Below are 22715 nucleotides of genomic sequence, written 5' to 3' on the forward strand. Positions count from 1 at the left end.
ATTAAGTGGCCGGAGCAGACTGGTGATCCGCCTGCCCGGCCCTCACAACAACCTTGTCGGAGGTTGCCATGTTTCGGCTCTTACTCGGTGTTGCGTGTTGCGCGGTCTTTGCCAATTCGGCCAATGGGACATGGTTTACGTTTGACGGGCCTGATCGGATGCTAGGGCCAACGATGTCCGTCGTCGATGGGAAGCTGACGAATATCGGTGCTGACGGGCAGACGCACATTCTTGAGTTCTATAGCGGCTTCTTTGGCTCTCGTGGGTCATGGCCCGACTGCGACTTTCCGCACCCGATCTACGAGCTGCTGCTTGGCACTGAAACGCCCGAACAGTTGGTGAACGTCACGACGTGGGATTCCAGCTGCGTCTTTGATCCTGAACGTGATCCGCTCTTGGATCGGCATTTCACCGCGGGACCGGGTCGGCTGTCTAATCTGGGGTCGGGCTTCAAACTCGTGCCGCAATTGCGAAACGACGGCAGCTATCGGGTGATTTCTATCGACAACGTGTTGGTCCCCGAACCTTCCTCCATCGCAATACTCGGCGTTGCCATCACGGGCGCGTTCATCACGCGACGTTTTCGTACACGATGAACCGATGCACGTCCGTATGCCAGGAACCGTTGCTGAACTCGACGTAGCCTGGCACTTGCCAGTCGCCAGCTTGATCCAGGTCGCCGTCAACGGTCAGATATTCGAGCGTAGCGGCGTTACGTCGCGTCGGACTGGACGGCCGACTGGCTTTATCGTGAAGCCGTGTTCATCCTGAATCATTGGGCTCAGGCGGACTTCGGCCGCGAATACGCCACACGACGACAGATTCAGCGATCGTGACTTTTTGGCCACGAAGAACTCTTGTGACGAGGGTTGAGTGCAGGGTAGTTTTGGTGAGGCCGCTTGGCGTCCTACTTTCTTGGCGGAAGCGGATGGCATGCTGCTCGAACCGGTGTCCGTCATTCGTTCCGGATAGGATCCACATAGATGCTCGTCGAATTGTTGCATATTGTCACCGCTGATGGATTGCGTCTGGACGGCGTGCTGATGCCGGCGAGCGGCGTCGGCGCCGACTTTGGCCTGGATTGCTTGCTCTGCGTGCATGGCACTGGAAGCTACTTTTATGCCTCGGCGTTCTTCAACGGCCTGACGCCCCATTTGCTGGAAGCTGGCTTGCCCTTAGTGCGGGTGAACACGCGCGGGCACGACCTGATCGCCACGAGCGCCGGCAAGATTCACGGATCGGCGTACGAACGCGTGTCCGACTGCGTGCTCGACTTCCAGGCCTGGCTGGGATTGCTGGCCGAGCGCGGATTTCGTCGCATCGGCCTGCTGGGACACAGCCTGGGAGCACTCAAAGGCATCTATGCAATCGCGCACCAAGGATTGCCTGGCGTTTTACGCCTGCTGGCGATTTCGCCGCCGTGGCTGTCGCACGCCAGGTTCTCGGCCGGCCGGAAGTCAGAACTGTTTCGATCCACGCTCAGTGAAGCGCAGCACCATGTGGCCGCGGGGCGTGGCGAGGCGTTGATGGAAGTTCTGTTTCCGCTGCCGTATGTCGTCACGGCAGCGGGATATGTCGACAAGTACGGGCCGGATGAACAGTACGAAGTGCCGCGGTTGCTCAGGCAGGTGACCACGCCAACTCTGGTGACGTTCGGCACGAACGAACTGGGGGAAGGCGGACCGTTCGCGGGATTGCCGGAGGAAATTGAGCGTCTCAAGGCAGCCGGAGAGACGGCCGCGGACGTGCGCGTGCTCGCTGGCGCGAATCATCAATACTTGGGTTGCGGTACGGAATTGGCCGGGCAGCTTTTGCACTGGCTCAAGGCAACACCTGCTTAGCTTCGCCGACGATTCGCTCCACTTCTTCCTTCATAATTTGCCGCAGCTCTCCTTGGACTTCGACATCCACGCGGCGCTGCCACTTCCGGTCCTTGAGCAGCGCGTGAATCGAGCGCACGCGCACACGAAATAGCCTCACGTGAACGATGCACGGCTTTACCTGGCCCGACACAGCGGAGATCAACCACCGCATCGGGCTGCCGAGTGTTGCGACGTCGCTGGTCCACAGCAGCGCCATGCCATCAGGCAGCACCGGCTCAACGTTGTTGCGGACGAACTCGTGCCATCCGCGCCGTTGCGTCGAGACCAGAAATGTCCAGACTTGATGTTTCCAGCAGTAGTGCCGTAGCCGCAACTGATCGAGCACTACAAAGAGCAACAGGACCGGCATCGTCAAGATCGCGATCAGCGCAAACAGCGGAGCCAACAGAACGAGCAGCCAATTGCTCAGCATGTTGCGCCGGCGCGAGCCGTTCGTCGACAGGAATTGCGGTCTAATCGGCATGATACGCTCCGTGCAACTCTACCTTACGCCCGCCGACCGCGCAGCGCCGGAACCCATCGAAGCAATTGCTCCGCACCGGCCGCACACCAGGGAAACGTCAACGGCTCTACCGGAATACGAAAGCGTGCGGAAGTAATAGTCAGCGTGTGGAACAGCAGGATCAGTCCGAATGCCGCGTAAGTCGGCCAGAGTAAACGCCAATCGCGGCGCGTCACGATCAATCCGCCGACGGCCAGCGCCAGCCAGGCCACCGTCGACCCACGATAGACAAAGTGCGACGCTTTAGGGTTCGTCTCGTCGAACACGAGGAAGTATCGCAGCCGTTTCAGGCAAAGAGCCGCGTAACGGCCGGGTTCCTCGCGAATGAATTGCCGCGCGCGTTCCCCTAACATCTGGCAACAGGCCGGTTCGGAAAGCGTGGCGAATTGGGCGTAATCCTCCTCAGTCAGCAGTAGGTCGTCGATGTAGGTTGTTTCATAGCGCGCCGCCCAGAGCGCGGCGTTCATCTCGCGGATCGAACCGTCGTGCTGGGCGGCGCGCATCATCGCGTCCTCCATGGGGATCTTGTCGGTGCCCCAACTGGACGCGTTGTTACCCTGCCAAAAGGCGTAGCCGAATGTGGACTTGATGAACACCCACTCGCCATGCACGTTGTAGTTGCGCACAATCCACGGGGCGATCATCAGGCACGTGGCCACCGTCATCACGACGGTCGGTCGCGCCGAGCGAACAAGGTCGCGCTTCACCGTCAAAGCGACAGCAGCCCGCTGCCAAAGCGCGAGCGCTAGCACGGGCAGAGCGAGCGCGAGGATTGGCTCGGTGAGTATCAGCAATCCTCCCAGAATCCCAGCGACGCCGCCGGTGCGCAAGATTTGACGCGGGTCCGCGCTCAGGCACCAGTCCGCCAACAGTGTGAGCCAAAGCGCCGCCCAAATCGCCACTTGCAAATGGGTGACGGCGTAGACGTGAGACGGATAAATCGCCGCGCCGTAACCGGCAAGCCAGGCGATCCGACTTCGCTCCGGCAACACGGCGCGCGAGAGCCGCACGACCGACAGGCAAATGACCGCACCGGCCAGGCATTGCAGCGTCTGGACGGCCAGGTCCGCCGCCGAAGCATGCGTTCCGAATAGTAGAAATGCCCCCGCCAGCAAGTACGGGTAAAACGGCGCCTGCTGAGAAGTCAGACGATTGGCATGGAGAAACTCCACGCGGAATCCGCGCCCGGCGACGAGATTCGCGGCGATCTCGCCATGTTCGTAGCTACGCGGCAGATCCGATGGCGCCCAAAGCAACTGCACCGCCAACAGCCGCACCGCCAGCGCAAAGACGAACAACGTTACGCCTGGACGCTCTATCAGGAATCGCTTGAAAACATTCATCCGTAAGGATTTTTGGACGATCGTTGGAGTCGTGAGTGCCAAAGCAGACAACGCACGTTGGCCAACCCTTTCTTCGCCATCTCGCCCCTCTGCGCCTCCGCGGTTCGAATGGCTTCGCCCTCTCAGTGTTCTCTGTGGTGAATCACTGGGTCGGACTTTGCTTCAGGAATTCATACCGATCGCCTGCGCGCAGCGTGCGGTTCTCGGTCGAAGACTGATCGTAGATCGCCACGCCGCCGGCGCCGATGACTTCGAATCCGTTTCCTTCGACCACGAGCGCCGTGCCTTCGTCAATGCCTAATCCCAAGAGCTGCGGGAACGCTTGTTTGAGCGCGGTCATGTCAGCAAAACGATTGCGTTCCGTAAAGTGTTGATCGATCGCCGCGCCGCGCAGGAAGCCGAAGCCGCGTTCGTAGCCTTCGTACATCATTTCCAGGTTGCCAAGCGGATTGCCGCGGACCAGATAATCGCCTTGGATGGTGGCGCCGGCGGACGATCCGGCAATCACGCCTCCGCGAGCCAACACCGCGTGGAAGCGATCCACGACCGGCGTATCGAGATACAAATCGACCAATCGCCATTGCCGTCCGCCGCTGAACCACACGCCGCGCGCGTCGTCGAGCAACTTGAGCTGTGCCGCGTCGAAGCATTGCGCGCGTTCGGCCAAATGAAACACGCGCACGTTATTGGCGCCGGCCTCGCGCAACATCGCGACGAAGTCCGAATCGTCCGGCGGGTTGCCTTCCAACGCCCCTGGCACGACGACCAACGGAGCGTCGGGTCCGCCGGCTCGCTCGATGAAGAGCGGAATCGTCTCCTGGGGCAGCGGGCCGCCGCCGATGATCAGCAGGCTGCCGCCGGGGAGCGACGGATCCACCGACTGCGCTGACGGAAACGCTGGCGCCACGCGAGCAAGCGCCGCGCGCTGGCAGGCGACGAGGTCGAGTTGTTGGCCTGCCCGCAGGGTTTCCGTGCGTGCCGGCCGCGTGCTAGATGGATTCCAACAGAATGTTACGAACGAATCGCCGATGACGGTCATCATACGGCCCTGCACGACAAGGGCTGTTCCTTCATCGATGCCGACGCCGAAACAATTTGGATTCCACGCGAGCGCTTGCCACAATCGCGTCGCGCGATTGCGGGCGAGAAAATGCTGATCGACGATCGCCCCAGGCAGCAGGTCGAAGCCGGCCGCCATTTCCGGGCGCGGGTTCCCGCCGGCGATCATCACGCGCGACATGATCGCTGCACCGGCCGACGTGCCGCCGATGGTGCCGCCGCGCGCCAGAAGCGCGGCGAGTTCGCGCTCTACGGTCGTTCCCAGATAGGCTTCCGCAAGGCGCGATTGATCGCCGCCGCCGATCCAGACCGCGGTGGCCGCGCGCAACGGGGCAATGAATGCTTCCTGATCAGCGACATTGCGGTCGCGTGTATGCAATCGCTCAACTTGTGCGGCGCCGAGCGATTGCCACGGCTCCATAGCGACTTCCGAAGGCGGCTCATCGGCCGATTCCGATGCGGTCGGAATCACGACGATCCGAGCCTGTTTCCCGCCCGCCAACCGGAAGAAGGCGCCGTAGACTTCGCTAGGCAAGTCGCCGCCGCCGCAGATGACCAGGTTGCCGGCCACTGCCCGAGGAGCATCCTCCGCATGTGCTGAGGCTGTAGCGCCAGTAATCAGCACGCAAACGCCGAGTGCGATCCGTCGCAGCGACTTGCTCATCATTCGTCGCTCATCAATTCATCGGCCGGAATCGCTAACAAGCGTCGCGATTCCTGGAGCAGGAACTCCGCGTCGGTGAACGGTTCGAAGCTGATGTCCTGCCAGCGCATCAGGCCGTTCCCGTCGATCAGAAACGTGCCGTGCAATGGAGCGTCTTCAAAATCGTCGAAGGCTCGGTAGCGGCGAAACACGCCCTGCCTGGCGTCGGAGAACAGCGGGAAGGGGAACCCGCCTTCCGTCGTGCAAGCGGCGAGCGATTTTTCCAGATCCAATTCTTCATCGGTGCTAATCGCCACCAGCTCGATGCCGGCCTCGCGGAATTTCGCCGTCAAAGGAGCAAACTTGTTCAACTGCTCGACGCAATGCAGGCAGCCGTACCCGAGGTAGAAAACGACCACGACCGGCCGACCACGGTAATCTGATAACGACACCGCGCGGCCGTCCGGCGCGACGAGCGTCCAATCTGGCGCGGGCGAGGGCCGCCATGTGAATGGTCCCAGCGACGCCAACTCCGGCCGCTCGCCGACGTCTTCCTTCGCCGCGGCAGGTACGCGCCAATCTTCCGCAAAGCCGAGCTCACGCGCGATCGGCGTCAATCGTTGGAATGGCGGAAAATCCAAATCGATGTGTGCTGAGATCTCGCGCAGCTTGTTGAATGCTTCGCCAGCGTCGGCGGCTTTCCCGGCGGCATGCAGGATGTAAACCTGATTCGCCAGCGGTTGCACTTGCCGTTCGTGTTCACTCGCGTCGGCGGTCGCGAGTTCGACAGCCTTGTCCGACTTGCCGGCGGCCAAGTAAAGACGTGCCAACCGATCACGAGGTACATCCTTCGCCGCATTCAATAATGCCAGGGCCAACTCCGGTCGCTCCTCCCCCAAGTCATGCATGCCCCATAATTCCAGCAGCGCGTTCCTCAGTGGATTGATCCGTCCGTCGTGCCCTTCTTCGGCCTGCTTGCGGGCTTCGGCGATTTTCTCCGGCGTTTGCTTTTCCTCGGTCGCCTTGCGGACTGCCTCCGCGCCGTCCTTATAGCGGGCGTTCGCTTCGTCGCGAAGCCGCGTTTCCAAGTCGTCGATGATCTTTCCGCCTGCTTCATTGCGCCCCAGCGAGAAATTGGCTACGCCCAGGGCGCGCAGGCTTTTGACCTGATCCGCCTGATCGTCGATCGGCTCCAGATACATCGTCTCCGATAGCGTCACCAACTCCTCCCACTGCTCAAAGCGCGACAACGACTGCAACAGCCGCTCGCGGCCGAGCGACGCGCTCGTACCTCCCTTGGTGGGCAGGTTGTATTTCGGATGCCGCGGCGAAGTGAGCATGTTCTTGGCCAGGCGAATCGCGTCATGAACGCGCCCAACGAACAGCAAATCGCGGATCAGCCATTCGCTATTGTGCGCGTAGTTGTGAATCTGATCCGGCAACACGCGATCGCGCATCATGTATTCGTGATCCACTCGGTTCGAAGCTTCCTGCTGCCAGGCGGCGTCGTCGTAGCGCTTGAGGCCAGAGAAAATATGGCCCGGCATGTGCCACATGTGCGCGATCGCGGGAGACGATTGCCCGCACCGCGCAGCCGAGGTCAGCGCTCGTTCGGATTTCTCGCCGTCCCAGAGATGAATGCGATAGTGATGCACAGGATGCATCGGTTCGGCCGCGAGCACTTCGCGGATCAACGAGTTTACCGCCTCGTGCGATGACAGCGGCCAGCCGTTGTCTTTGTTTTGCCAGATCAATACGGCGAGGAACGCCTTGGCCTCAACGTCGTCCGGAAAATCGTTGATGATCGTTTCATACGCGCGCACGAGGTCGCGCCGCCGGTCTTTGTTGCTCTTGTCGCCGTCGGCATAATAGGCGGCCAGCGAATCAATCCACTGCCGCTCGCGCGGACTGGCAGGTTCCTTCCGCTCGACCGCTTCCTTGATCAGCGACTTGGCGCGTTTTTCGTTGTTGATGTTCGCCATTGCCAGACCCCAGTAGGCCATGGCGCATTGCGGATCGAGCCTGGCAGCCTGGCGGAACGAACGCTCCGCCTCGAAATACCAGAAGCCATGCAACTGGCCGACGCCCTGATCGAAGAATTGCTGCGCCTCGGGCGACGCGGTCGTCACCGCAAAGTGGCAGCGCCCGGTTCCGCCCATCAATCGCGCCGCCTGACGCGGCCCGTCGTTAAACGCCTCGCCATGCGCGGAATGCCCCGCCGCCGGCCCAGGCTGATCCGCCGGTGTTGCGGCCTCGGTCGGCGCTTGTGTTTCGGCCGCTGGCTCGTCCGCAAGGCAAAGCGGCGCGGCGAAAAACGCGAACAAGATGCTAGCAAACGGCAAGTACCGACAACGAACGTCCATCGGGCAGGCCTACGGGGAAGGAACAAGCGCGGCGGGGTGGATGGCCCCATTGTAGTCGATGGAAGTTGACTACGGGAACCTGCCCAATTTGGATGCAATCCAGCCCGGACGGGTAGTTCCAGCGGTCGCTTTCAGTTCGCCGGAAGATGCCGGTCGGCGAAGTTGAGGTATTGCTCCCAGTCGTAGGGGAGTACGGCGTGTTCGCCGGTGCGCAGGTGATAGCCGATGGTCTCGCCGACGGGCTTGTCGACCGGCGGAGGAGCCGTGACGCCAAGACCGGTCTTACCGAGGAGTGCGTACACGAGTTCTGCGTTCACGGCGGAAAGAAACTCTCCTTTGGGATCGGCCCATTGGTCGTCGCTGGCGCTGGCAATGTAGACCGGGCGCGGGGCGATCAACGCGATCAACTCATGCTGGTCGAAGGGCAGGTCGTCTTCGCGGTTGTTGAATTGCTTATATGCAGTACAAAACCAATGCGGGAATGACGTGTTGATCCGCCCGACAGTCTCGCCGAAGCGCCGGCGGGAAATCGCCGCGCCCCCTTCGCCGGAATTATTGGACACGCAGAGGGCGAATCGCTCGTCATTGGCCGCGGCCCAGAGCGCCGTTTTGCCGAGGCGTGAATGTCCCATGATGGCCACGCGACGGGCGTCGATGTCGCCGTCAGTCTCCAGGTAATCAAGGACGCGACTCAGCCCCCAGGCCCAGGCGGCGATGGCGCCCCAGTCATCGTCGCGAAATTTGGTGATCGGTTGCGCAGCGGGCGTGGCGGTCGCCTTGCCATCGACGGGAAACACAGAGCGGACGCCATCGCGCCAGCCCTCTTCGTGATCCGGTTCGATGTCCCCATAGTACACGGACGCCAACGCGTAGCCGCGCTCGATCACGCGTTCGACCATCCAGTTGTCGGTTTGCGTACCGCGCGAAGCATCGGTGGCGCGGTTGCCGTCGGTCGCGACTCCTTCGCGCACCCAGCGGTCGGTAATTCGGATCGCCGGATCGCGGCAAACGACCTGATTGCCGGAAAAGTTGAGCCCCAGAAACGCCGGCGCCGGACCGGTTCGCTTGTTCGGCACGTACAGCAACAACCGCAGACGCGGCCCGTTCGGCTGCTTCGTTAAGTGAATCGTGATCTGCTTCCGCGTCGCCGCGCCGCCGAAGGCTTGTTGGCTCGATTCCTCGAGTTCGTAGCGAACGTCCGTCGGGCGTCCCGGAGCGCGGCCGTACATCTTGGAGCTGAACAACTCCAGCAATTCCGGCCGTCGTACCTCGCGCCACCTTTTCGCTGAATCAACCGCCTTACCGTCGGCGGCCACCAAAGGATCAGGCAATGTGTAGCTCGGCACCGCGGCTTCGTCGTAGTTGGCCTTGAACTCTTGGGCGGACGCGGAAGCCGTCATACACAACGCCAGGAGGAGAATTGAATAGCGAAGGGAACGCGCGGGCGAGATCACGATCGATCGGCTTTCGTTGGGAATACGATGAAGGAAATCCAAGTGCAAACATCTCGCATCAAACTCGCCCGCCGGGTGCTCGATACATCGGGCGTACCCGGCGGGCGGCGATGGCGATGGGACGTTCCACAAGCTTAGCTCATCCGACCTAGCGACCCGGACCCGGCAGCTTGGAGAGGTCGATTTCCAGTTTAGCGCCCTGCATTTCCTCGAACTGCTTCTTCTGGGCCTCGTCCACAACCGCCCACAGGCCGTCGTCCCGGCTCTTGATCATTTCGGCGATCTTCGCGTCCCGTTCGGTTTCGGACAGACTCTGGAAATCCTGGAACGAATCGCGCGATTTGCTCCGGCTCTCGGCCAGCGATTGCTGCAACTTCTGTTTTTGCTCGTCGGTGACTTTCAACGACTCGGCGACCGCGTCGTCGGTCAGCGCCACGGCGCCGTTGGCTTGCAAATAGATTTCATGCGCGCGCTTCCGCTGCGTTTCGTCCAACAATTCGTTGAACTCTTTCGTGAACTCTGCGTTCAGCAACGCGATTTCCTTGAACATCTTGTCGAAATCGCCATTGGCGTCTTCGCGGGCGGCGCGACGTTCATCGCTCAGGTCCGTGTTCAGCGTGGTGACTTTGCCTTTCTGTTCGTCCGTCAATTTGAGGTCGGCCTGGACTTCGTCCAACTGGGCCAACTGCACGGACGTGATCACGCCGAACAACCGCGTGAAACCACGCCGCTGGGCCGAGGCCGAGGACGACGTAGCAGTCCATAATGCCACGGCGACAACGCTCACCACGGCAACTCTCAGGGATCGATACATGGCTCTTCCTTTCCGCGTGCCGAGGCACGTCGCGAGACAAGGGAACAGGTCTAACGCTCACCGCTCGCCAGGAACGATGGGCAGCGCGCCGGTATTCTAAGGGACCCGGAACCGGCAATTCCAGTAGCGCGGCGTGATTTGTCGCGTTCCGGCGTGCACTTTCCGGTTCAACGAACGCCAAGGCGCCGGTTGATGTGTTCCTCGAGGTAGGCGAACGCCGCCGTTTCGCTCGCGCCGCCAGTCTTGGCGACGGGCGAAGACAAACGCGCCATTTCGGCACGAATCTCGGCATCCGGCAGAATGCCCACGCGCGTCGCCAGAATCGCCGCCTCCAGTACCGCATGCTTGGCTCGGTTGAAGCCGAAGAACTCCCGCTGCACGCCCCGTCCCACGACTTCGGCCTCCACCTCAGCCCGGTCGTGGCGATCATCAATGGAACGGACGCGAAACGCGTACCACCGGCAGGCGTCGCTCAGGATCATGCCGTCTACGAATTCCGCCGCGCGCATCGCAGGCAGCGGCCCGGCGTCGCCGATCGCGCGACGCGCCAGCAATTCAACGTCGTCCGTGACGTGAAACACGCCTTCGCCTTGCCGTTTCAAATTGGCGAATGTCGTCGAAGATTGAAACGGTCGCAGCAGTAGCCGATCCATCGTCACGTCGACGATCGGCCCCATCGGCGCAAGATTCACCGTGCGATCAGCGTTGAACGTCGTTACCAGGCCTTCCAGGATCAGGGGCATAGGGATTGATCCAACACTACGACTAGAACGTCACCGGTCGACTGGGAAGTTCGGCCGCGGATCGCTCCGGCGGCGCGAGTTCGCGTGACGGTAAAACCGAACCAGCGATAGGGACGCCCGCCAGTTCCAGAAAATTACGCAGCAGCGCGTAACCGTGATCGGTCAGAATCGACTCCGGGTGAAACTGCACGCCGAAAATCGGCAATTCGCGATGTTCCAGGCCCATGATCGTGCCGTCCTCCGCGCGAGCCGTGACGCGCAACGCTTCCGGCAGCGACTCTTCGTCGACGGTCAGGGAATGATAACGCCCCACGTTCAAGGGACTTGGAATCGATCGGAAAACGCCGGTTCCATCATGGGTGATGCGCGACGTCCGGCCATGCATTGGCGTCGGAGCGCGCTCAATCTTGCTACCGAGTGCCGCCGCGATCGTTTGATGTCCCAGGCAAACGCCAAGGATTGGCAGTTCTCTGTGCAGCTCGCGCACCAACTCCAGCGATGCCCCCGCCTCGCTGGGCGAACAGGGGCCAGGCGAAAACACTAGCGCGGCCGGCGCCAAGCGGCGCACTTCCGCGACGTCGACGGCGTCATTCCGCACCACGCGCGTCGGCGCGCCGAGCCGTTCGAAATACCGGGCCAGGTTGAAGACGAAGCTGTCGTAGTTGTCGATCAGCAAAATCATGTCGCCATGAATTGTCCCGGACCTACCCGGCGCCGCAAAGTGCCCAGCAGTCGAAACGCCTCCCAGCTCCGTATCACCAATGCGAGGCGGTCTCTTTCGCTGTGAGTCGCCAAGGTAGTTTGTCGGGCCTATCCTATGCCGTGGCAACAGGTTATGATCGAAGTTTCGGGCCACGCTGACGGGATTCTCCGTCGAAATACCGGGATCGCCACCGTCATGTCGGAAACCAGTCGGGATATCTCGCTCCGCGAATTTCAGCAGTTAATCCGCGAGATGTACCTGGAAAAAGACCTGGCGCGCGGGGTCGATGGGACGTTCATGTGGCTGATGGAGGAAGTCGGCGAGTTGGCCAGTGCGCTCCGCGAAGGCACGCACGAGGAGCGGATGGGCGAATTCGCCGACGTCTTCGCCTGGCTGACGACGATCGCGAACGTGGTAGGCGTCGACCTCAACGACGCCGTCGCCCGCAAGTACGGCGACGGTTGCCCCGGCTGCGGACGGTTGATCTGCACGTGCGACATGGCGGAGAAGCCATGAGTCGAAGTCCTTTTCGAGTCACGCCGCGATTCAGCGCGCTAGTCCTGTGCGCGATGCTGCTATGCGTCCGTCACGCGTCGAGCTTTGCCGCCGAGGCAGCGGCCTTTCCTCGCGTGACAGAAGTTCGCGTAGGCATCGCGAGCGCCTATCAAGCGGGACGTTGGACGCCGGTGGTCGTGACGCTCGAAGGCGGCGCCGATGATTTCGCCGGGCAGTTCTTCCTGACCACAGTTGATGGCGACGGCGCACCGTATCGGGTGCCAGCATTCGCACAATCGCCCGCTTCGGCAGATGGCCGGCGCGAACTCATCTTTTATTTCCGTCCGGCCGCGTTGGACAACGAACTCGGCCTGCAGATGGTCCACGCCGACGGCAGCCTGCGGAACGAAGCGTTCTCCATCGACGACGAACGCGCCACCTTGCGCGTGCCGCGGGCAATGCCGGCGAATGAACGCCTCGTGGTCAGCGTCGGCCCGCCGCTCGGACTGACGACCGCCTTTGCACAGTCGCAAGACCTAACCGGCGGGACGCGGCCGATCGAGCTAGCGCAAGTCACGGACTTACCGGCGCATGCGCTCGGTTGGGACGGTATCGACACACTGTTCGTGAATACAGAAGATGCGGCGTTGAACGCCACTTGGACGCGACAACCGGAGCGCGCCGAAGCCCTCGCCACCTGGGTCCGGCAAGGCGGACGGCTGGTCCTGCCCATCGGTCGCGAAGCGGAAACTCTGCTTGGCGCGGAGCACCCGCTGGCGCAATTCATCCCCGGCCAATACGCCGGGCAAGTGGCGTTACTGGCATCGCAAACCAGTGTTTGGGAAGACTACGCGGCGTCGCCGCAACCACTCCCGCCGTTGCGTACGGCAACGGGCGAGGAAAGGCTCCAAGTTCCTAACGTGACAGGGCTGCGGGGCAAAGTAGAAACGCCGACCAATCTCGGCGCAGGACAGCCGCCACTCGTGGTTCGACTTCCCCATGGGTTGGGTGAAGTCGTCTACGTAGCGGCCGACTTGAGCCAACCGCCATTCGCCAAGTGGAGCGGGCGCAACAATCTCCTGCGCCGCTTCACGCGTAGCGCCCTGATGGGCGAGTCCATCGCCGGCAACACCGGCAATCGCACGGCGATCCAGCAAGATCTCGTCGAGCAATTGCGCCGCGCACTCGACGATTTTCCCGGCGTCAGCCTGGCGCCGTTTCTGTGGGTGACGATGTTGGTCGTAGGCTACGTGGCGCTTGTGGGCCCGGGCGACTACGGCTTCCTGCGGCGATTGACAGGGCGCATGGAATGGACCTGGTTCACTTTCCCGTTACTGGTCGTCGCGGCTAGCGCCGGTGGCTACTGGTTCGCCTGCCACTTGAAGGGCAGCCAACTGCGCGTTAACCAATTCGATATCATCGACGTCGACGGGGACGGCGCGGCGCGCGGAGTGAGCGTGGCAAACCTGTTCAGCCCCGAGGCAAATGCTTACCAATTGGCCATGCAACCGGCGCTGGGCGGCGCGTTGAAGATCGACAATCCGACGGTTCGCATGAGTGCGTTCGCGTTGGCGCCTGCGGCATTCTCCGGCGACCCGAACCGCTCGACGGTGCAGCCTTTGGCGAGCGACGCGTACGCCTTCGACCAGCAATTGGACGTGATGCAAGGCCTGCCGATGCAGATCTGGTCGTCCAAGACGGTTATGGCGGAGTGGCGGGGAACCGTGCAAAAACTCGCGTCAGCAAACCTCACGCACGGCGGCGACGGCTTGCCGGAGGGGCAGTTGACGTGGCATGCCCCGTGGGCGCTCGACGATTGCTGGCTCGTCTACGGCAACACGGTGACGCGCTTGGGACGGCTCGTCGCGAACGAACCGGCGACTGTCGGTTCGCGCTCCGGCGAAGGCTGGAGCACGCTCAGCAATTTGTTGCGTTATCAGCGTCGCGTACAACGCTCGCCGGGCAAAGAAGAGTACACGATGGTCGGCACGCAGTGGGACGCCGAATCCACCGATGTGAAAGAAATCCTCCGCCAGATCCTGTTCTACGACGCCGCCGGCGGTAGCGAGTACTCGCACTCCTGGAACGGCGCATTGCGACAACTCGACCTCAGCGCCCGTCGCGACTTGGGCCAGGCAATGCTCGTCGGCTTCGTCGCCGAACCGCTCGCCAAAGATGCGCCGGGCGCGGTGCTTCATCACAACGGCCAACCACTCCGCGGCGAAGATGAGCGCCGCTGGGTCGTGGTCAGAACTCTGTTGCCTGTCAGTCCCATTGCACCGGTCGCGCCAGCCGCCGCCAGCACTTCTCCCGACTCTAGCCCCGCGCCCAGTCCATGATCGAGACCCGCGACCTCACGAAAACCTACGGCGAGATCCACGCGCTCAAGCATTTCGACTTGAAGCTCGATCGCGGCGACGTGTTCGGCTTCATCGGCCCCAACGGCGCCGGCAAGACGACCACGATGCGCATCCTCGCCACGCTGCTCAATCCCACCTGGGGCGAGGCGTACGTCTGCGGGTATTCGATCTACACGAAGCCGAAGGAAATCCGACGGCTGATCGGCTACATGCCGGACTTCTACGGCGTGTACGACGATATGAAGGTGATCGAATACCTGGAGTTCTTCGCCGCGGCTTATCGTATCGACGGGCCCGCGCGACGCAAGAAATGCGAAGACGTGCTCGCGCTCGTCGATCTCGGCTATAAGCGCGACGAGTTGGTTACCAGCCTGTCGCGCGGCATGAACCAGCGCCTCGGCTTGGCCCGGGTGTTATTGCATGATCCGCAGGTGTTGCTGCTGGACGAACCGGCCAGCGGCCTCGATCCCCGCGCCCGCATCGAGATTCGCACGCTGCTCAAGGAACTGCGCAATCTTGGCAAAACAATCATGGTTTCCAGCCACATCCTGCCGGAACTGGCCGACATCTGCAACAAGATCGGCATCATCGAGCGCGGCGAATTGATCGTGAACGCCGACGTGGCCGACGTGATGCGCCAAGTACGGCGGCAGGTCGTGCTGCATATCCGCGTTCAGCAAAACCAAGAGTCCGCCGCAGCTTTGTTGCAGGCGCAAAGCTCCGTCGAAAAGATCGAGCTGCGCGACGGCACGATCATCACCACGTTGCGCCCCGAGCAGCGCGACTACAGCGATCTCGCCACGTTGCTCGTCAACGCCGGCCACCGCGTCACGCAACTTAAGGAAGACGAGATTAACCTCGAAACCGCCTTCATGGAATTGACCAAAGGCATCACGTCGTAGCGACGTAGGGCGGGCCGGCGTCAATTGAGAAATCGTCGCCTCGAACCCATCGCGGCAAATCGTCAACGCATTCCCAAACAAAACGAGGCCCGCCACTTGATTGCCTCTGCGATACCGATACTACTTTGGTGCAAGCTTGGCGCACAGCAATGCGTTCCAGACTTCGTAGCCGGCTGCGTTGATGTGAAGCTTGTCGTCTTCGAACAAGTCCTCACGCGGTAGTCCGTCGTCGCCCAGGAGAGGCGAAGCGAGGTCGACGAATCTCAGGAAGTCAGCGCCTTCAGCTTGCGCCGCGACCAATCGATTCGCCTCGCGTTGCACGTCGATCAACTCCCAACGTGCGCGGCTCGGCTTGATCGCTAAAAACAATAAGCGAGCTTCCGGCAGACCTTCATGAATCTTCGCGGCCAGCCGCGCGAAGTCCTTCGCCACTTGCTCCGCGGATTTTCCATTGGCGATATCGTTGTCGCCGGCGTAGAAGACAATCGTCCGCGGACGATATGGCAAGATGATGCGATCCGCGAAGTGCAGCGAATCCGCCACTTCGGAACCGCCGAACCCGCGGTTGATCGCTTTGAGTTCGGGAAACGCCTCCTCGAGGTTCCAGCGCACGATGCTCGAACTGCCGACGAACAAGACGCCGCCCGGCGCCGGCATTTCCTTTTGATCCTGCGCTTCGAACCGCTGGATGTCTTCTTCCCAGCGCTGCGGATCGAGCGGTTCGGCGGACGAAGCGCGCCGCCCGGTAATTCCAACGCATGCCAGGCAACTCAGCGCGCAGAACAACAGGCGACGGCGATGCATCTTTGATCCTCCAGGCATATGGACGAATCGGCTAGCGCGGCTTGCGCCGAGCCGCCTCTTCGCGTTGACGGCGACGGCGCTCGAGCAATTCGCCGGCGATGATGGGAATCGCCACCAGGCCCAGCGAGGCTTGCGTCGGCTCGTCATTCTCCTGGACGATCTGCTCTGCGGCAATTGCCTCGGCGGTCTCTTCGTCCAACCACGTTGAAATCACCGTGTCAGCGACATCGATTGCCGGCAATTCCACCGGAGACTCATCGCCCCAATTGTCGAACGATTCGTCCGCCACCGGCGGCGTCGCCAGGGGCTCGCGAATGACCCCGGGCTGATGGCGTTCAAAGTTGATATTCCGCACCGGTTGCGGATCGCGTACTGCGGGCTTACCGCTGGTCGGCTGTTCGTTGTTTTCCTCGACCGGCGGCTTGAACAGGCGTTGTTCATTCGGCGACGCGCCGTCCTGCTCATTGCGCCGACGTTGGTTCGGATCGTTCGGATCGATCTTGGCCGCCGGCCCGACGCCGCCGTCGGCGGGGCCGAGGCGATACATGCGTCCGGCGAAGTAAGCGAGGTCGGCGTCACTCAGCGGCACATCCTCGAAGCGATCCAACGCGGCAGCCGCGGCGGCGTGCGCCGCGGATTGCTGGGCAACCACCGCGCTGACATTGCGCGTGCGTAAGAGGGTCGGGGAGGCGACCGTGTTCGTCAATCCATTCGCGCCGTTCGTCGTGAACAACGCCAAAGCCAAGTCAGTCAGCGTCACACGAACTGTAATTGTGGCTGACATTTCTCCGGGGCCATCGTCCGTAACGCGAATGACAATGTCCACGCTCGACTCACGGAAATCGGTCGGCACCGTCCAGCGGAACTCACCGGTCACCGGATCAATCGACGCACCGGCAGGCGAGCCAGGCTCGAGGCTGAATCGCAGCTTCTGACCCGGTAGATCCAGGTCGCGCGCCGCGACGGTGAATGTCAATTCATCACCGGCATTCGCCGATTGATCTTCAACGGGATCGACAACGGGCGCGAGATTGGCTTCGCGGACCGTAATCGTGAAAGTGCGTTCCGCGGTGAGTTGTCCCGAGTCTGTCGCGACGACGGTCACCTCGAACTCGCCAGGGCCTTGCGCCTCGGTCGGAGTCCAGCGAAGTGCCCCGGTTTGCGGGTCGATCGTGAGCCCCGAAGGCGCGCCCGTAGCAAGGGAGTACGCCACCGGATCGTCGTCGGTGGCGCGGGCGGTGATCGCCAGCAACGTGCCTTCGTCGATCGTTTGATCGAGAATCTCGTCGAGCACCGGCGCGGCGTTGACCGTCGCGCGGAACACTTCTTCGTCGGTCAAGCCGGTGGCGTCCTCGATAATCACGCGGACATCGAACGATTGATTGTTCTGCGCGGCAGTCGGCGTCCAAGTGATCTTGCCGGTCACCGGATCAATGCTCATGCCGGCAGGCGCGCCGGCGCCGAGGCTGTATTCGAGCGGGCCGCTCGACGGCACGTCCGGGTCCGTCGCCACGGCGTCGAGCGACAGCGTCGAGCCGAGATTGATCGTGCGATCCGTGATCTCGGCCAGCACCGGCGGGTCGTTGATCTCGGTCACATTGACGGTGAACGTCTCCGTGTCCGACAGGCCACCGCTGTCGGTGACCACGATGGTGATCGTAAAGGCGCCGGGGCCTTGGGCTTCGCTGGGAGCCCATTCGAACAAGCCGGTCGTCGGGTTGATCGTCGCTCCGGCCGGAGCGCCGGAGCCGAGCGAATACGTGAGCGCATTGGCCGGCAGATCGGCGTCCGTCGCGGCTGCGTTGAAGGAGATTGCGCTGCGTTCCGCCACGGTACGATCGGCGATGTCCGCCAGCACTGGCGCGGTGTTGACTTCGTTCACCGTAACAGTGAACGTCTCCGCGTCGCTGAGGCCGAGCTGATCGCTGACACGAATCGTGATCGTGTGCGTCTGCGGACCATCGGCCTCGGTGGTCACCCAGCGGAACGCGCCGGTTACCGGGTCGATCGTCGCACCGGCCGGCGCGCCGGAATCGAGCGTATAAGTCAACGTGTTGGCCGGCAGGTCGGCGTCGGTTCCCACGGCGGCGAATTCAATCATGCCCCCTTCGTCGACGGTACGGTCGGTGACTTCCGCCAAGACCGGGGCCTGGTTCACTTCCACGACCGTGATCGTAATCGTCTCGGAGGTCTGCACCGTGCCGTCCGACACTTGCACCGTGACGGTGACTGCTTGACCGCCGTCGCTTTCCGTCGTCTGCCACTGGAGTTCGCCGGTCGTGGCATTAATCGTCACGCCGGCCGGAACGCCGTTGGCCAGGCTATAGGTGAGCGTGTTCGCCGGCAAGTCGCCGTCGGTCGCGACGGCAATCAAGCTGAACAACTCGCCTTCGTTGACGCTACGGTTGCCGATTGGGGCCAAGACGGGCGCCTGATTGACTTCGTTCACCGTGACGGTGAGCGTAGACGTATCGCTCAGTCCCAGCGCGTCCGTGACCTTGATCGTGAAGGTATGCGTTCCGGGCCCATCCGCCTCGGTCGTCACCCAAGAAAACTGGCCGTTCGCATCAATGGTGGCCGCGGCGGGGCCGCTGACGATCGCGTAAGTCAGCCGATCGTGCGGCAGGTTCGTGTCCGCGGCGGCGAGATTCAACGCCACGGTCTGCCCTTCGTCAACCGTTTGGGCAGCCAAGTTTGGCAGCACCGGAGTCGCGGCGACGTCCTGCGCGAAGACCGTGATCTGTTCGAAGTCTTCCGCGGTACCGTCCGAGACACGGACTGTGATCAAGTACGTGCCCGGAGCTTGCGCCGGTGTTGGCGTCCAACTGAAGACGCCCGTCGTGGCGTTGATCGTCGCGCCGGCCGGCGCGCCCGCGCCGAGGCTGTACGCCAATGTCTGCGCGGGCTGATCGGCGTCAGTCGCCACGGCCGTGAACGTGAGCAACTGGTTCGCTACGATCGCCTTGTCGCCAATCGCGTTGAGCGCCGGCGCTTGATTGACTTCGGCGACCGTGACTTGAATCGTCTCGTTGTCGAAGCCGCCGGCCTGGTCGGTGACGCGAATCGTGATATTGAATGACAGTCCGCCCTCCAACTCCGTCGGCGTCCAGGTGAAGACGCCGGTCGTTGGGTTGATCGTCGCCCCCGCCGGTGCGCCGGCTTCCAGGCTGAAGGTCAGTACATCCGCAGGCAAGTTCGGATCGGTGGCCGTGGCGGTAAACGTCAGCAGTTCATTCTCGTTCACCGTCTTCGCGCCGATCGGGTTCAGCACCGGCACCGAGTTTTCGACGGTGACGTTGAACGACTGATCGACAAAGTTACCGGCCAAATCCGTGGCGCGAATTGTCACCGGATGGACGCCGATCTGCGAGCCGTTTGGCGTCCACGCGATCGCGCCTGTCTGAGCGTTAATCGTCATGCCGGCCGGCGGCGAAATCAACCCGAACAGGAAACCAGCCCCCCCCTCCTCGTCGTTCTGGGCGTCGTAGCTATATAAGCTGCCAGCGAACACATTCGTAACCGGCGACGACGTGAATTGTGGCGTACGGGAATCAATCGTAATCGCCACCGGGGCCGACGCTGGGCTGGTCAATCCGCCCACGGTCTGCGTGACGGTGAAGTTGTGGACTCCGTCGACCAGCGCACCCGCGCCATTGGTGGAGATCACCATCGTCGCGCCCGTGGCCGTCGCCTCGCCGACCTGCGTCGCGCCCGCGAACAAGCGGACAACCGCGCCGGATTGCAAGCCGGCGACTTCGAAGGTCAGGAGCGCATTCGCCGCGTTGTTGCGCTGCGTAACGCCATCCGTGCCGCTGGTTCCGGTGTCACTGCCGGTCGTCAACTTCACGCCCGTCGGGGCGATCGGCGCCGCGACCGAGACAGTCACAGCTACGTCCTGGCGGTCCGCGGTCCCTGATGTGCCGGAGCTCGCAGCCGTCGGATGCGCGATGATCGCCAAGGAAGTGTTACCGCTGAATCCTGCCTTGCGGCTAATGGTGAGCGTCGTCTCCGCGATCTGGTTCAGCGGGTTGACTTGGGTCGCGCCAAGTATGGCTGTCAGATTACTACCGGGCAACACCGTGAAAAAGATCGGATTGCCTTCGACGTCTTGCGCCTTGAGCGTGATCACTTTCGGCTCGTCGCCAACCAGCGTGATCGGTTCCTCGATCGGCAACAAGAAGGGATTGTTGTTCGTGCCGTCCGCCTGAACCGTGACCTGGAAGCTCCGCTGAACCGTGCCGCCCTTGCCGTCGCTGGCAGTGACTGTGACCGTCGAAGTGCCGGTCGTGCCGACCGGCGCCTTGAGCATCAGCGTCCCGTTTTGCTTGTCGACGAAGACGGTCATGCCTTCGATGCGCACCGGCGTGGTCGGCTTATCATTGTCGTCGGTGGCAACTTCGCTGATGGCCTCGCGGACGGCCTCTCCCTCGATCAATTTGCCGAAGATCGAATGGTTGAAGTCCAAGTGCCGCGTCGCCACCTCGGTGATGAAGAACTGCGAGTCATTCGTGTCGTCGACGGTCTTGGCCATCGACAACAAGCCTTTACTCGTGTGCTGCAAATCGCCAACGAACTCGTCATCGAAGTCGCCGAATTCCGAACCGCCGCTGCCGCTTCCGGTCGGATCGCCTCCTTGCAGCACGAAATCGTCGATCACGCGGTGAAACGTGACGCCGTCGTGAAAGCCGGACTGGGCCAACTGAATGATCCGCTGCGTCGTCCGGGGCGTCAGCTCTTCGAACAACTGGAACACCATCTCGCCGTAGCCCTGGACGGTCATCCGCAGGTTGCGGCCGTTCAAGAATACGCCCGTGACGGACGGATTGGTGCTTTGCACCGTGTACGTCAGATCGTCGCCATCGGCGTCAAATCCGTCCAGCGAAACAATCAGCGGCGCGCCGGCCTGGAGCGTTACATTCGGCAATTCCGGCAAAGTCGGATTGGTGTTCGCGATCGCGTCGTAGCGGATGACCAATTCTTCGCTGAAGTCGAAGACGTGGTTCTGGAACTCGGTATTCTCCACGCCGTTGACGAAAAATTTCAACGTGTGAGTTGCATCCACCACATGGTCGAAGATTCGCGTGCTGTCAAAAAAGGCGTTCTCTTTGTTGCCCGCAATGCCCCCCTTGGTCCGCCAGATCGTGAAGAAATCCCCGATCGTCGGCACGGCAATTTCCGTCTCCGGCGTATCGCCCGGCTCGACGTGCAGCACGCCGTGCGGATTGTGAGTGTGGATGATCTCCACGTGATCTTGGAACCTTCCCACAGTCTCCGGAATGGCGAACTTCGTCCCCTCGATCCAGATTTCCAGGTGAGAATGCGTATGATCCGAGGCGTCAGCCGCCATCATCGCCCGGGTTTCAAGCGCTTCCATCTGGAACGCGGAGTGGCGCGAAGGCTTCTTACGCCGGGTCGTCGGCGCCTGCTTTTTTGCGGGCTCGGACCGCTTGGCGACTGGCAAGGGGCGCGTAACGCGCTTGACCGGACGCCGCATGCGGCGGGTCAGAGCTTCTTCGGAAAACGACGTCACCAACTTGGGCTGATCAGGGCGCTGAGTCATAGCTGCCAAGCAAGGGGTGCTGTGGGGCGAAATGGACGACGGACAACCCGGCTAAGAGCATTCCGCGTGCCTCGTCGGCCGCTGATGCCGCATTCTCTCATTAAACGGAAACCAACCGTTCTTGCAAGCGAAAAGCCCCGCCACGATAAGACTTACGCTAAAAGCATACGTCAGGCGCGGCAAACTGTTCAGCCTATAACGATTGTACGCTTAGACGAGCGAAAGGGGTCGCGAAGTTCCCACTCATCCACGGGCGCCGATCGCTTCGTCGCGACGACTGGCCGAGGCGACTACTCTACGCGGACCCGGCTCCACTGAGCCTCCAGCCGCTTCGGTGACACGCTCAGCGACGTGCCGATTTGCTGCGCGAAGAGCGATACCCGGAATTCCTCGATCATCCAGCGGAACACATTTAGCTCCGGATCAGCGATTCCTAGCCGTTCGTTGAGTTCGGCCCGTTCGACATAGCGCCGCCAGAACGGGGCGACTTGACTGGAAAGTTCACGGTCCTTCTCCCGTGCGCCGGCGTTGATTTTCTCTAACCGTTGGGCGACCGCCTTCAGATAGCGAGGGAAGTGTTGCAGCCAGACCCAGGGCGTGCGTGTCAGGAACCGAGACCCTGCGAGCGCCGTGAGCTGCTCGTGGACGTCGTCGGCCGCGTATTTTGCTTGCGAATGGGTCGTTTTCTCGAGCGCCAAACGCGCCTGGTGATAGTTGGCGAACAATGGCCCGGCCAGGTTCGCCACGGACTGAACGGCAGGAACGATTTGCTTCTTGCCGAGCTTCTGGCGGATCGCGAAATCATCTTGGCTGCGCACCAGCGGCTGGTCGTCCATGAACGCTCGGGCGGCAATCAACTGGCCGAGCTGGTCGCGGAGATTGATCCCTTTCAACGTGGCCGCGGCCAACGTCACCTGCTTCCAAGCCGGCAGCCATTCCACCTGGTTGCGGATTTCCCGCTGATTGGCGAAGTAGAACAGCCGCGCCAATGCATAGCGCGTTTCCTGCTCCGCTTGAGGCGCATTGCCAAACAACTGCAAATCGACGGCTTCGCCGTTTTCGACCAACCCCGGGTAGGCCTTGATGG

Annotated in this window: 16 protein-coding genes; 5 read left to right on the plus strand and 11 right to left on the minus strand. The window is 62.0% G+C overall.

What is annotated here, in order from left to right; genetic code table 11:
* Nucleotides 1-173 precede the first annotated feature (173 nt).
* On the plus strand, nt 174-596 hold the full coding sequence (locus tag SGJ19_28000; protein ID MDZ4784109.1) for a PEP-CTERM sorting domain-containing protein: 423 nt from the start codon (nt 174-176) through the stop codon (nt 594-596).
* A 387-nt stretch (nt 597-983) separates the two neighbouring features.
* Nucleotides 984-1841, plus strand: a complete 858-nt coding sequence (locus SGJ19_28005) for an alpha/beta fold hydrolase (GenBank protein ID MDZ4784110.1) — start codon at nt 984-986, stop codon at nt 1839-1841.
* Here the strand turns inward: SGJ19_28005 and SGJ19_28010 are convergent.
* The 8 genes from SGJ19_28010 to SGJ19_28045 form a co-directional block, all read right to left on the minus strand.
* Nucleotides 1822-2346, minus strand: coding sequence for a hypothetical protein (locus SGJ19_28010; protein ID MDZ4784111.1), 525 nt, complete (start codon nt 2344-2346; stop codon nt 1822-1824). The genes SGJ19_28005 and SGJ19_28010 overlap by 20 nt on opposite strands.
* 23 nt (nt 2347-2369) lie before the next feature.
* Nucleotides 2370-3728 (minus strand): hypothetical protein, encoded by a 1359-nt coding sequence (locus SGJ19_28015; protein MDZ4784112.1) that lies wholly within the window; start codon nt 3726-3728, stop codon nt 2370-2372.
* Nucleotides 3729-3870: 142 nt separating this feature from the next.
* A complete protein-coding gene (locus SGJ19_28020; protein ID MDZ4784113.1) occupies nt 3871-5451 on the minus strand; it encodes a cyanophycinase in 1581 nt (526 codons plus the stop codon).
* Nucleotides 5451-7793, minus strand: a complete 2343-nt coding sequence (locus SGJ19_28025; protein ID MDZ4784114.1) for a redoxin domain-containing protein — start codon at nt 7791-7793, stop codon at nt 5451-5453. The genes SGJ19_28020 and SGJ19_28025 overlap by 1 nt, the downstream gene beginning before the upstream one ends.
* 131 nt (nt 7794-7924) lie before the next feature.
* Nucleotides 7925-9193 carry an acetylxylan esterase gene (locus SGJ19_28030; GenBank protein MDZ4784115.1) on the minus strand — a complete coding sequence of 423 codons (1269 nt, stop codon included), beginning with the start codon at nt 9191-9193 and terminating at the stop codon, nt 7925-7927.
* A gap of 202 nt (nt 9194-9395) precedes the next feature.
* Nucleotides 9396-10061, minus strand: a complete 666-nt coding sequence (locus tag SGJ19_28035) for a hypothetical protein (protein ID MDZ4784116.1) — start codon at nt 10059-10061, stop codon at nt 9396-9398.
* Between the two features lie 167 nt (nt 10062-10228).
* Nucleotides 10229-10804 (minus strand): DUF447 family protein, encoded by a 576-nt coding sequence (locus SGJ19_28040; protein ID MDZ4784117.1) that lies wholly within the window; start codon nt 10802-10804, stop codon nt 10229-10231.
* 22 nt (nt 10805-10826) lie between these two features.
* The gene (locus tag SGJ19_28045) at nt 10827-11486 is read right to left on the minus strand and encodes an aminodeoxychorismate/anthranilate synthase component II (GenBank protein MDZ4784118.1); all 660 of its coding nucleotides are present in this window, start codon (nt 11484-11486) and stop codon (nt 10827-10829) included.
* Nucleotides 11487-11702: 216 nt separating this feature from the next.
* Between SGJ19_28045 and SGJ19_28050 the strand changes: the two genes are divergently transcribed.
* Genes SGJ19_28050 through SGJ19_28060 form a run of 3 tightly spaced genes read left to right on the plus strand, consistent with a single transcriptional unit; the run spans nt 11703 to nt 15264 of the window.
* Nucleotides 11703-12023, plus strand: a complete 321-nt coding sequence (locus tag SGJ19_28050; GenBank protein ID MDZ4784119.1) for a MazG nucleotide pyrophosphohydrolase domain-containing protein — start codon at nt 11703-11705, stop codon at nt 12021-12023.
* Nucleotides 12020-14341 (plus strand): hypothetical protein, encoded by a 2322-nt coding sequence (locus SGJ19_28055; protein MDZ4784120.1) that lies wholly within the window; start codon nt 12020-12022, stop codon nt 14339-14341. Before SGJ19_28050 ends, SGJ19_28055 begins: the two co-directional genes overlap by 4 nt.
* Nucleotides 14338-15264 carry an ABC transporter ATP-binding protein gene (locus SGJ19_28060; GenBank protein MDZ4784121.1) on the plus strand — a complete coding sequence of 309 codons (927 nt, stop codon included), beginning with the start codon at nt 14338-14340 and terminating at the stop codon, nt 15262-15264. The genes SGJ19_28055 and SGJ19_28060 overlap by 4 nt, the downstream gene beginning before the upstream one ends.
* Before the next feature lie 120 nt (nt 15265-15384).
* Here the strand turns inward: SGJ19_28060 and SGJ19_28065 are convergent, their stop codons facing one another.
* The 3 genes from SGJ19_28065 to SGJ19_28075 all read right to left on the minus strand — a co-directional run.
* On the minus strand, nt 15385-16068 hold the full coding sequence (locus SGJ19_28065) for an SGNH/GDSL hydrolase family protein (protein ID MDZ4784122.1): 684 nt from the start codon (nt 16066-16068) through the stop codon (nt 15385-15387).
* A 31-nt stretch (nt 16069-16099) separates the two neighbouring features.
* A complete protein-coding gene (locus SGJ19_28070) occupies nt 16100-21628 on the minus strand; it encodes a putative Ig domain-containing protein (protein MDZ4784123.1) in 5529 nt (1842 codons plus the stop codon).
* Between the two features lie 290 nt (nt 21629-21918).
* Nucleotides 21919-22715 (minus strand): DUF3418 domain-containing protein (locus tag SGJ19_28075; protein ID MDZ4784124.1); only part of this gene is annotated, 797 nt, incomplete at its 5' end.

It is taken from the genome of Planctomycetia bacterium (genome assembly GCA_034440135.1).
GTDB lineage: Bacteria > Planctomycetota > Planctomycetia > Pirellulales > JALHLM01 > JALHLM01.

What these genes read in the sequence shown, in the direction of transcription:
- SGJ19_28000 (MDZ4784109.1), top strand. Translation starts at nt 174, where the DNA reads ATGTCCGTCGTCGATGGGAAGCTGACGAATATCGGTGCTGACGGGCAG.
- SGJ19_28005 (MDZ4784110.1), top strand. Translation starts at nt 984, where the DNA reads ATGCTCGTCGAATTGTTGCATATTGTCACCGCTGATGGATTGCGTCTG.
- SGJ19_28010 (MDZ4784111.1), bottom strand. Translation starts at nt 2,346, where the DNA reads ATGCCGATTAGACCGCAATTCCTGTCGACGAACGGCTCGCGCCGGCGC.
- SGJ19_28015 (MDZ4784112.1), bottom strand. Translation starts at nt 3,728, where the DNA reads ATGAATGTTTTCAAGCGATTCCTGATAGAGCGTCCAGGCGTAACGTTG.
- SGJ19_28020 (MDZ4784113.1), bottom strand. Translation starts at nt 5,451, where the DNA reads ATGAGCAAGTCGCTGCGACGGATCGCACTCGGCGTTTGCGTGCTGATT.
- SGJ19_28025 (MDZ4784114.1), bottom strand. Translation starts at nt 7,793, where the DNA reads ATGGACGTTCGTTGTCGGTACTTGCCGTTTGCTAGCATCTTGTTCGCG.
- SGJ19_28030 (MDZ4784115.1), bottom strand. Translation starts at nt 9,193, where the DNA reads ATGACGGCTTCCGCGTCCGCCCAAGAGTTCAAGGCCAACTACGACGAA.
- SGJ19_28035 (MDZ4784116.1), bottom strand. Translation starts at nt 10,061, where the DNA reads ATGTATCGATCCCTGAGAGTTGCCGTGGTGAGCGTTGTCGCCGTGGCA.
- SGJ19_28040 (MDZ4784117.1), bottom strand. Translation starts at nt 10,804, where the DNA reads ATGCCCCTGATCCTGGAAGGCCTGGTAACGACGTTCAACGCTGATCGC.
- SGJ19_28045 (MDZ4784118.1), bottom strand. Translation starts at nt 11,486, where the DNA reads ATGATTTTGCTGATCGACAACTACGACAGCTTCGTCTTCAACCTGGCC.
- SGJ19_28050 (MDZ4784119.1), top strand. Translation starts at nt 11,703, where the DNA reads ATGTCGGAAACCAGTCGGGATATCTCGCTCCGCGAATTTCAGCAGTTA.
- SGJ19_28055 (MDZ4784120.1), top strand. Translation starts at nt 12,020, where the DNA reads ATGAGTCGAAGTCCTTTTCGAGTCACGCCGCGATTCAGCGCGCTAGTC.
- SGJ19_28060 (MDZ4784121.1), top strand. Translation starts at nt 14,338, where the DNA reads ATGATCGAGACCCGCGACCTCACGAAAACCTACGGCGAGATCCACGCG.
- SGJ19_28065 (MDZ4784122.1), bottom strand. Translation starts at nt 16,068, where the DNA reads ATGCATCGCCGTCGCCTGTTGTTCTGCGCGCTGAGTTGCCTGGCATGC.
- SGJ19_28070 (MDZ4784123.1), bottom strand. Translation starts at nt 21,628, where the DNA reads ATGACTCAGCGCCCTGATCAGCCCAAGTTGGTGACGTCGTTTTCCGAA.